General features: G+C 29.4%; 10 protein-coding genes. 3 read left to right on the forward strand and 7 right to left on the reverse strand.

Features of this window, described 5'->3' with window-relative positions:
* On the forward strand, positions 1-142 hold a 142-nt coding region (locus tag CER22_RS30220; RefSeq protein ID WP_142293605.1), incomplete at its 5' end, for a DUF3967 domain-containing protein.
* 178 nt (positions 143-320) lie between these two features.
* On the opposite strand, the gene CER22_RS30230 is transcribed toward CER22_RS30220, so the two are convergent.
* The 7 genes from CER22_RS30230 to CER22_RS33400 all read right to left on the reverse strand — a co-directional run bounded on the left by CER22_RS30230 (position 321) and on the right by CER22_RS33400 (position 6958).
* Complete coding sequence (locus CER22_RS30230; RefSeq protein ID WP_142293606.1) at positions 321-779, reverse strand: hypothetical protein; 459 nt, start codon at positions 777-779, stop codon at positions 321-323.
* 104 nt (positions 780-883) lie between these two features.
* Positions 884-1900 carry a BtrH N-terminal domain-containing protein gene (locus CER22_RS30235; RefSeq protein ID WP_088610416.1) on the reverse strand — a complete coding sequence of 339 codons (1017 nt, stop codon included), beginning with the start codon at positions 1898-1900 and terminating at the stop codon, positions 884-886.
* Positions 1897-3540 carry an ABC transporter transmembrane domain-containing protein gene (locus CER22_RS30240; protein ID WP_088610422.1) on the reverse strand — a complete coding sequence of 548 codons (1644 nt, stop codon included), beginning with the start codon at positions 3538-3540 and terminating at the stop codon, positions 1897-1899. The genes CER22_RS30235 and CER22_RS30240 overlap by 4 nt, the downstream gene beginning before the upstream one ends.
* Positions 3530-4357, reverse strand: a complete 828-nt coding sequence (locus CER22_RS30245) for a SagB/ThcOx family dehydrogenase (protein WP_088610417.1) — start codon at positions 4355-4357, stop codon at positions 3530-3532. Before CER22_RS30245 ends, CER22_RS30240 begins: the two co-directional genes overlap by 11 nt.
* A 29-nt stretch (positions 4358-4386) precedes the next feature.
* On the reverse strand, positions 4387-5676 hold the full coding sequence (locus tag CER22_RS30250; RefSeq protein WP_088610418.1) for a YcaO-like family protein: 1290 nt from the start codon (positions 5674-5676) through the stop codon (positions 4387-4389).
* A 13-nt stretch (positions 5677-5689) separates the two neighbouring features.
* Entirely contained in the window at positions 5690-6649 is a 960-nt protein-coding gene (locus CER22_RS30255; RefSeq protein WP_088610419.1) for a hypothetical protein, read from the reverse strand.
* A 141-nt stretch (positions 6650-6790) separates the two neighbouring features.
* Complete coding sequence (locus CER22_RS33400) at positions 6791-6958, reverse strand: hypothetical protein (protein WP_179211961.1); 168 nt, start codon at positions 6956-6958, stop codon at positions 6791-6793.
* Between the two features lie 628 nt (positions 6959-7586).
* Between CER22_RS33400 and CER22_RS30260 the strand changes: the two genes are divergently transcribed.
* Positions 7587-8702: a tetratricopeptide repeat protein gene (locus CER22_RS30260; protein ID WP_088610420.1), complete on the forward strand. Its 1116-nt coding sequence runs from the start codon at positions 7587-7589 to the stop codon at positions 8700-8702.
* Positions 8702-8830 (forward strand): hypothetical protein, encoded by a 129-nt coding sequence (locus tag CER22_RS33950; RefSeq protein ID WP_000733501.1) that lies wholly within the window; start codon positions 8702-8704, stop codon positions 8828-8830. Before CER22_RS30260 ends, CER22_RS33950 begins: the two co-directional genes overlap by 1 nt.
* The last annotated feature ends 267 nt before the right edge of the window (positions 8831-9097 follow it).

Genomic DNA, 9097 nt, shown 5'->3' on the forward strand with positions numbered 1-9097 from the left:
AAAGAGGTTAGAGCTAAGGGATGATAATCTTATGAAGATGGTCAGAGAGATTCAAGAAGCAAAACGAACTATTGTATCAGCCCAGGAAGAAATAGCGGCAGCCAAGTTGAAGAAGAAGTCTTGGTGGATGTTTTGGAAATGAGTATTATTTTTAAATTAATACAAGTAAAAGAGACCTTATATGGTCTCTTTTTTTTAGGGTATTTTACTGTTTTCGCTCAAAATGATTGTTTTATACATCTAAGTTGTTTCTACATTAATATTTGTAATCTCACTTATTGCTGTATCTTAAAAAAATTTGCAACAGAACCAATAAACCGTTATAAAAAGTATTTAAAATAGTAACAAATAGGTATAATAATTCCCGCTATAGAAAATACAATACTTCCTAAATTAAATGCAGAAAGTTTCGCACGATGAACTTGAATTTCACCTAAATCTACCCCTCCACTAAAATGCTTATCCACAACTTTAGCGACGTTTTGTTGTTGATTAACAAAATAAGGTATTAGCCATATACAGCAGAACAAAATAATACTACCAAAAAAGAGTGTGTCAATAATTGAAGCTTTCCAATTTAATGAAGTAATGACTATGAGAACAAATTCTCCCACCATAACAATTATCATAGTTACTACATATCTGGTTTTTTCAGAAACGTTTTTAAATACAGTCTCGTCGAGAATTTTTTCTATTTTAGTCCATATTACACTGATTAACACGATTAGACTAATTAAGATAATAGTAAATAAAGCTTTAACTAAAAGATACTCAAACACTACCGACACCACCTAATAATTTCTAAATTAGGATATAAAGTTGTTTTTTTTAACTCTATCAAAAGATTAAATTGAATAATCTATTAACTAGCTTATCGACAAATTTATTGATTTAAAGCTACAACGCTATATGTATTAGTTATATAGGATAAGATCTCCCAAAATTCCTTTTCTAATATATATATATCTTCTAAGCATTGTTGGACTTCAATTAGAATTTTTCTATCTTTATTTCGTCCAGCAGAAAAGAATTTCCTTCCCAATAACCTATATAGTTTATGTATTTCTTCTATTTTTGTAATGCAAGAATATTGTTCGATTTCGGGTAAGTAAGCAGATGCTTCTATTAAAAATTCGGTATATAATTTCCTGAAGCCGCTTCCTCCACTCCCTATTTTTTCAATCATTAAGTAAGTATGGACGCAACATTCCTCCCATTCGGGCAATTCAGTCCAATAAGGAATTTCGGCTGCTAATTTTTTGATGTTTAAAATACCATAGTTATCATTTTTGTCTTGGAGCATATCTTCAGCATTTTTCCGTATACCTTTTACAATTGCTTCACGAATATCTTCGATAATAAAAGGATGCACAGGGGCCCAAACGTTTTTTCTATCATAAGGTACTTTTGCTTGTCCGGCAGTTTTTTTTAGGTCCATTAGGCTTAATGGGAAATATTCATTAGATATATAATCGGATACAAGAAAAATCTTTTTCTCTGTATCAAATCCAACTATTGTAAACGTATGCCCAGCAACATTTCTTCCACCTGCAGTCCCATAAAAATCTAGATATCCAGTTTCCGAAATTACCAATACAGGTATATCGTTTTCTAGAAAGTAAATTATTTTATCTACATCTAAAACGTCACCACTATACCACTTAAACCTATGGTTAATTGAATTAAAAAAATTATTTTCAAAATAAGGTGTTCGAGTAATTAATAATCTTGGATAGTTGTTTGCGAAACTGAAATAACTAAAAAACAAACCGCTACCAATCCCAAATATCATAGCTTCACTTAAGGGATTCTTATAATACATCGTGGTCTCTCGAATTGCAGTGGAAGAACAATGTTTTCCAACTAAAGAAGGAAAATCAGGAATTATGTGCTTTTTCATTTAAACTCCCCCTGTACAAAATTTTCTTGTTCTAGGCTAATGACGTTATCCTGTAATGATGGATTTGCAAAATGATCCACAATAATAATTGTGATATGATCTTTCAAGCTATTCAATATAATTTTTATTTCGTGTCTAATTTCAGAATCTAAATTGGAAAAAGCTTCGTCTAAAATGAGTATTTCAGGATAGTTCTTCAAACTACTAATAATAGATAATAATTGCTTCTTCCCACCTGATAACTCTGAAATTGGTTTTTGGGGTTCTAAAAGACTGGAAAGAAATTCTACATATTTATCAATCATTATTTTTTTCTCAGGTTTTATAAGTTTGTTGTGATTATATTCTTCTATTAGTTTTAGTTGGTCAATCACAGTGTCTGTGACAAATTCAGGTTCTTGAAATGCGACAGTAATATCATTCCTTAATACTTCAATGTCATATTTTGTTATCTCGTAATTATCTAAGTAAACCCCTTTAGATTGAATAAATTGAATTAAAGATAGAATTAGTGTTGTTTTTCCTGATGCGTTTCTGCCCATTAAATAGTTGATTTTACCTCGTATAATTTCTCCATTGATATTATTAACAATATTTTTATCACCTATCTTTACTTGTACATTTTGAAATGATAGGTTTCCTTTGTTAATGTCTTTCATTTTTACATGTATGTTTTTTTCTAAGTCCAAACATAGTATGTCATGTACTCTTTTTATAGAGATTACACTAATTTTCAAATTAATAAACAATGACATGATTTTTTGAATTGGCGAAAAAAAATTCATGGTATAAATTAAAAAAGCAGTCAAAGCACCAATACTTAATGTGTTATTCTTCACTTCTAAAAATCCAATGATCGCAACAGTACCAATTAATAAACAAAAAAGGGTAGTCATTGTGATATTCATAACTGTAACCAATTTTATATTTTTAAATTGTGTCTGAGAAATCTTTTCAATTCTGTCGTTATATTGTGTATCAAAACCATTTTTTTTTGCATATATTTTATAGCTTTTCAAATTTCTCTGAATTTTTTCTATTACGTTTGATAAATAATCTCGGTGATCAACCATTTGCATATTAATCACATTCAGTTTGCTATTAAATATATAAAAAGCACCATAATATATTGGTAAAATTACCAATATAATTAAAGTTAATTTTAAATTAAGAGTCATTAAAATACAGAAAGTTCCTATAAAAACTAAAGATTGAATGATTAAATCAAATATGATGGAATTAAGAATCCCTTGGCACTGTGGAACATCATATGTAATAATCTGAGTAAGATTTTTATTTTCAAGATTAATAAATCTATAATAATTGGCTTTTTTTAATGTTTCGTTTATACCTTTTCTTAATACCAAATTACTTTGAATTACAATTTGACTATCTAAAATTAAAGTATAATATTTTATTGTTAATTGAAAAATTATGAAAGAAACAAACATCCATCCATATGTTATTGAAAATTCATACAAATTATTAATTGTAACATTATCAATGATATACTTTAAGAGAAGAGGGGAAACTATTTCATACCCAGCTAGAAACCCAGAAAATATAAACAAAACAATTAGCTTATATTTTTGGGTTTTATATAAATTTATAAGGAATTTCAACAGTGTTTTATCCTTCACTTTTTGTTTCCTCGTTTTCATAATATATATCACTAAATTTTGTATCCATAGTAATTGGAGTAGAGAGTTTTATGCCTCCAAAGACGTGTGAAAGCAGTACAAATTCATTTTCACCATCAAGTTCTAAAAAATCATTTACTTTATTTTCATATAAACCAAAAATCGCTCTAATTCCTAATTGTTGTGCACTGCTTAATAAATATAAATTTTGGGAAAGGTGTCCCATGTCTAAATGTATTAACTTATATCCTCTATCTGCGTATTTACTACTTGTTTGATCAAGATTGGCAGCATGGAACATAATAAAAGACGATAAATGAATATGGGGATTATCCACGTATAAATTATTAATGCTTTCTCTAAAGTCTCCTATTTTTATCATTTCTAGCACGTCTTGTTCCCTGTCATAATAATATATACCCTGTTCTAAATTTTCGACATTGAAAACCGCTATATAAATATTTATAGGATACTTTCCTCCAGCAGATGGAGCCGCACTATGCGGTTTATTAATATACCCGTATGAAAAATGAAGTAGATTCGAAAGCGTTTCAAATCTAATCCTTGTTCGGATTTCTAATTCTTCTACAGATTTTCTATCATTCAAGACTTGATAAAATTCTTGTCTAAGCAGATTTTTATCAGGTCTAAGAGGGATGCTTTTAATACAGTAATGTTTCTTTGTTATTTTTGTAAAGTAGTTAGATGGTGTTGAGTGTCTTGAAAGCCTCGGCAATAGCTTTGGAAATATTCTAGTATTACAATCATAGGTTCTGGATAAGATATATTTCTCTGTATGATCTTCAAATTTATTCATACCTCTTAACTCCTCTTTTTATAAGTTCTTTACGGAAATGGGTGTGGATTTTTATTAAAAGCTTTTGCTGGAGTATATCCCATATTTTTCGGGGCATCTACTAATCTATTACAACGTAACATAGGGATAGTTATTTCTAAAAAAGCTAATTCTGGCATTAATACTCTATACACATGTAAACCTAAAGAACTTATATCTTCTGTAGTTAAATCATATGAATAAAGGTTTAAACCCATATCCTTAAGCTTATCCTTTAGTTCTTCAAAATCATTGATTTCAGAATGATTATTAAATGGTTTGGTAGAACTAGAAATCAGGAAATCAAAAGCATCTTTATCATTCCCTGATGCGTAATAGAGCATATGATCCTTGATACTTTTTATATTTGTTGTATTTTTAATATCTACAATTTCTGCTATTTCCTGATTAGGATTGGCTAGTAAATTTAAACCTGCCAGCGTTTCCATTAAAGCGCCTTTCAGTGCTGTAAGGGGATCATAGTGTGCTTTTGCACCTACTTGTATATAGGGATAATTATTATAAAGATTTCTCACCAAGACAAGATATGTAGGGATTTTTATATCCGTTGTTATATCAAAAAAGGAAACTTCGAAACCCTTTTCGTGTGCAATTTTTAAATAATATTGCACACTTTCATCTGGAATCGTCTTTTGATCTATTAATGGAACCGATAGTTGATTCAACCATGTAATAACAATCGCATCCCTTTCTATACATTCTAGTGCTGCATTTTCAACCGCTTGTAACCTTGTAGAACCTGTTGCTAAGCCAGTAGAAATTGAATCCCTTATATGTGGTAATAATACCTCTTCATCAACATCAAAATATATTGTGTTGGCAGGAACTGCTATGTTTCTTTTATGAATTTCATCATTTGCTTGAACCCAATTAAATACTGTATCCCTATCAATTTCTTTATTGATAGGATTTGTTCCCTTATATGGCTCATTCAAAGGCTGTGTAATTGATAATGGATCTAAAACAGGTATGTTTTTTTCTACTAAAGAGTTGAATGAACTCTTTATGAGAGTTTCCCTGTCAAGATAACACGAACAATAACGCTCAAGAGTCTCTCCGACAGCGGATATTAATGCTGAATTAGCTGAATCATAACTATATCCTAAACCACTGTAATTCCCACGAATTTTAACACCCTCATTAACGTCAACCAATTCATTTCTAAATGTAAAATACATATGCATTGGGAAAGGAAGTTTGAATTCTATCTCATTCTTTACATGATGTATAATTCCGGTATTCTTATTTATGATATATTCTAAAGCATTTTGTATCCCCATATTTTTTCTACTCCTAACTGTTTAATACAAAATCTTTCTTGAGATTTTCTTTTGCACCCGCACATTTAGAACAACCTGGAACTTTTAATACAGGATTTAAATTTGAACTTAAAGTAAGTATATTGTAAGTAAATTCTTTCCCGATTATTTCAGAAGTCAAACAATTAGAGAAATATTTCATAATAAAGCTTAATATATGAAAACTAAACATCTCTATTGTCCCAGGCATAACACTAATATGTTCCTCGTTCCATTCACTATTATATTTCTTCAAGCACTTATAGCTTAGATAAGAATTTTCATAATTAGAAATTTTTCTACTTAAAAAACAATTATAACAACTAGTTTCATTAGGAATAAATATTGGCCCAATATTAAATTGCTCTTCATGCAACTGAGCTCTTAAAAAAGGAATATTAAAACTCTTAGCTAATTCATTGGCCTCGTTATATAGATTTTCATTTTCAAAGAAATCAACTACTATTATGAGATTTGCATTTTGAATTTGATTCATTTCTAGAAAGGAAAATTTCGTACCAAAAGCCACCTTTAGATTTCTCTTTAATTCTTCATTCCCCATCAATACTATTTTTTGAGTATAAATAGCTTCAATGTCTCTAAAAGCGCTAGATAAAGAGCCTGTTAAATTTGAGATAAATCTTTCATGCCTTTGCAATTCTTTATTTGTAATTATACATTTTTCGTTCATGTCGTAATTTTTTATAACGTTTTTACTATCCAATAATTGGATAATGTCGCAAACATATTCTACAGGTAATTCTACTTTTTCCGCTAATTGTTCTGTACTTAAATTTCCTGTTAATAATGGAACTAATGCAAGTATGTCTTCAACGGAATCACCACTACAAGTTATATATGTATCTCTATTAAAAAAAATTAATTCTCCATCGCTTTCTTTTACAAAGGAATAACTATCTATTATAGGTTTATAATTAAGCAGTTCATTTTCCATCAAGCATTACCCTTTCTATTTCTTTATTAAACTAAATTCATAGAAATACAATTTGGATAGTAAAAGAGATATCCCCTTTACTATCCTGTTAACTAAAATATTTCCCCCTGAATTTCAAAAAATAAATATGGAATTTTTCAGCTATTTACCAGAACATCTTTGCCATACACCAGGATTTCTAGGATCTACACCTGCACACGATGTTGTTCCAACACAACCTCCGCCAGCACATCCATTATCAGGTAAATGGGCATAATTAATTTTTCCTGACTCTGTTAATTTAATATCTAAACTTTTTTTCTGTTCCATTTATTTATCTTCCTTTCCCTGTCTAAATATTCCTATTTAGCATTTTATATTACTTAAGGATTTGAATTTTCTGACTTATAACTACGTGATATTGTTAAGGAAATAATTATTATTATGTTTCGATGTAATTGCTGTTAATGTTTTATATTCAAGGGGAAATATAAAGTTTTCATGACCATAACACTAAAAATAACCTAACAATTTGAATATTAACCAGAAAATACTAAATTTTATCCCTCAGCAATTTACAGTATAATACACTTTTAGAAAAAATGGAATATTTAAATATTTTTTTATTAATAATAATATGAATTATTAGAATACTTATAATTATTGTACGAATTAAAGATAACTCATCTGTGGTGATCTTTATTCATTTTTTTCTGGAGTTTATATTAACTTAGAAAGCTTTGTAACAGAACCATATATAAGATCAAATATGATACAAGCAGTCTCACAAGTTTTTTATTTTTTTTACAGTAACCATTTGTCAGCTATCCCCCACTACTAATTCTGAATATTCTGTTATTTTTTTATCAATTTACAATTGCAGGTTGAACTATTATATAATATACAGAATCATGGTAATATTTAGGTAAATAGAAGTGGTTGAGGAGGACGTAGTGATATGAGCACAAATATTTTAATGCATGAAGCAGTTATGCAACAACTTAATGATTTTTATCAAATGCTGTTGTCGCAGCAAATTATAAAAGCAACGGAATTAAAGAAAGAAATAGATGAAAAAATTGAACAGATTAAACATGCAGAAGAAAAAGAAAATCAAAATCAAAATTTATTATTATATTATTCTTTACTAGACCTAAAATATAGAATGCTAACTGATCGAGTGAGTATTCGAAAAGATAGTTTTGAAGCAATTGATACAATTGACGAATCGACAAATACACTCACAGCTTATTACTATCATTCTTTTAAAGCAGAACATGCTTTAATGTTTAGTAACTATAATGAAGCCAGAAGGCAATATGAAGAAGCTGAGAGCCTATTAGAACATATTTCTGACGAATTAGAGCATGCAGAGTTTTATCAAAAATATGCGGTGTTAAATCATCATATGTCTAGTATGCTAATATCTATTGAATACGCAAATAAAGCGAAAGAAATCTTTGAAAGGTATGCTGGATATGAGGTGAAAGTTGCTTCTTGCGAAAACACATTAGGGACAGCTTGTATATTCTTAAAGCAATTTGAAAAAGCGGAAGAACATTTGAATCGTTCCATTGACCTTTTGCAAAAACATAATGTAGAAAAATTGATTTTAGTAGTAAGGCATAATTTAGGATTATTATATGCAACTCAAAACTTATCTACATTAGCAATTCGTCATTTATCAGAAGTGACAGAGAAGAATCCTGCCCATTTTAAAGCATTGTTCTTACAAGCACGTGAACACTATAAGCTAAGAGAAACAATTATTGCAAAAGAACTTATTGAAAAAGGATTAGCAGTTTGTATAGAATTAGGAAATGAAGAGTATGTTTATCATTTCAATATTTTACGTTCTCTTAATGAAGATGAAGCAATTGAACTCTTAGAAGAAGAAGTGAAAAAAGGTATTTCTTACTTCGAAAAGCAGGATTTGTGGGATTTCGTAGAAGAATATGCAGAAGTATTAGCGGTTCGCTTCCGCAAATTGAATAAGCATGAAAAAGTTAGTGATTATTTCGATGTATGTTACGAAGCGAAACAAAAATTACTAAGCAAAGGGGCGTTAAAATAATGAAGAAGCTTATATTAGCGGCGTTAGGATTAGTGATAACATTATCATTTAGTAACAATACAGGTGATACACAACATGCTCTAAAAAAGGAAGAAATTATACAATACTCACATGCTGATCATTTTTAATAGCTAATTAACAAAGGGACTCCTATAAATTATATTTAGGTAATGTACTTCAAAGACAATAAAACCAAAGGCGTGGACATATTATACATGTACAATATGTCCACGCCTTTTTTATTGGGGTAGTACCACATGCCCATCAAGCTAAGATAAATTTGTATCCATATAATCAAAAAAACGCTATTCTTTTTGTAGAAATATACAGTGGTCTGCCCCCATTTGGTGAGACAAAGAAAAAACACCTAGATAATATGTTTCCTATAAGCTATA

It is taken from the genome of Bacillus sp. K2I17, from assembly GCF_002209985.1.
Lineage (GTDB): Bacteria > Bacillota > Bacilli > Bacillales > Bacillaceae_G > Bacillus_A > Bacillus_A wiedmannii.

Coding starts and splice junctions, on each gene's coding strand:
- CER22_RS33400 (WP_179211961.1), bottom strand. CDS start 6,958: ATGGAACAGAAAAAAAGTTTAGATATTAAATTAACAGAGTCAGGAAAA.
- CER22_RS33950 (WP_000733501.1), top strand. CDS start 8,702: ATGAAGAAGCTTATATTAGCGGCGTTAGGATTAGTGATAACATTATCA.
- CER22_RS30250 (WP_088610418.1), bottom strand. CDS start 5,676: ATGGGGATACAAAATGCTTTAGAATATATCATAAATAAGAATACCGGA.
- CER22_RS30260 (WP_088610420.1), top strand. CDS start 7,587: ATGAGCACAAATATTTTAATGCATGAAGCAGTTATGCAACAACTTAAT.
- CER22_RS30245 (WP_088610417.1), bottom strand. CDS start 4,357: ATGAATAAATTTGAAGATCATACAGAGAAATATATCTTATCCAGAACC.
- CER22_RS30235 (WP_088610416.1), bottom strand. CDS start 1,900: ATGAAAAAGCACATAATTCCTGATTTTCCTTCTTTAGTTGGAAAACAT.
- CER22_RS30255 (WP_088610419.1), bottom strand. CDS start 6,649: ATGGAAAATGAACTGCTTAATTATAAACCTATAATAGATAGTTATTCC.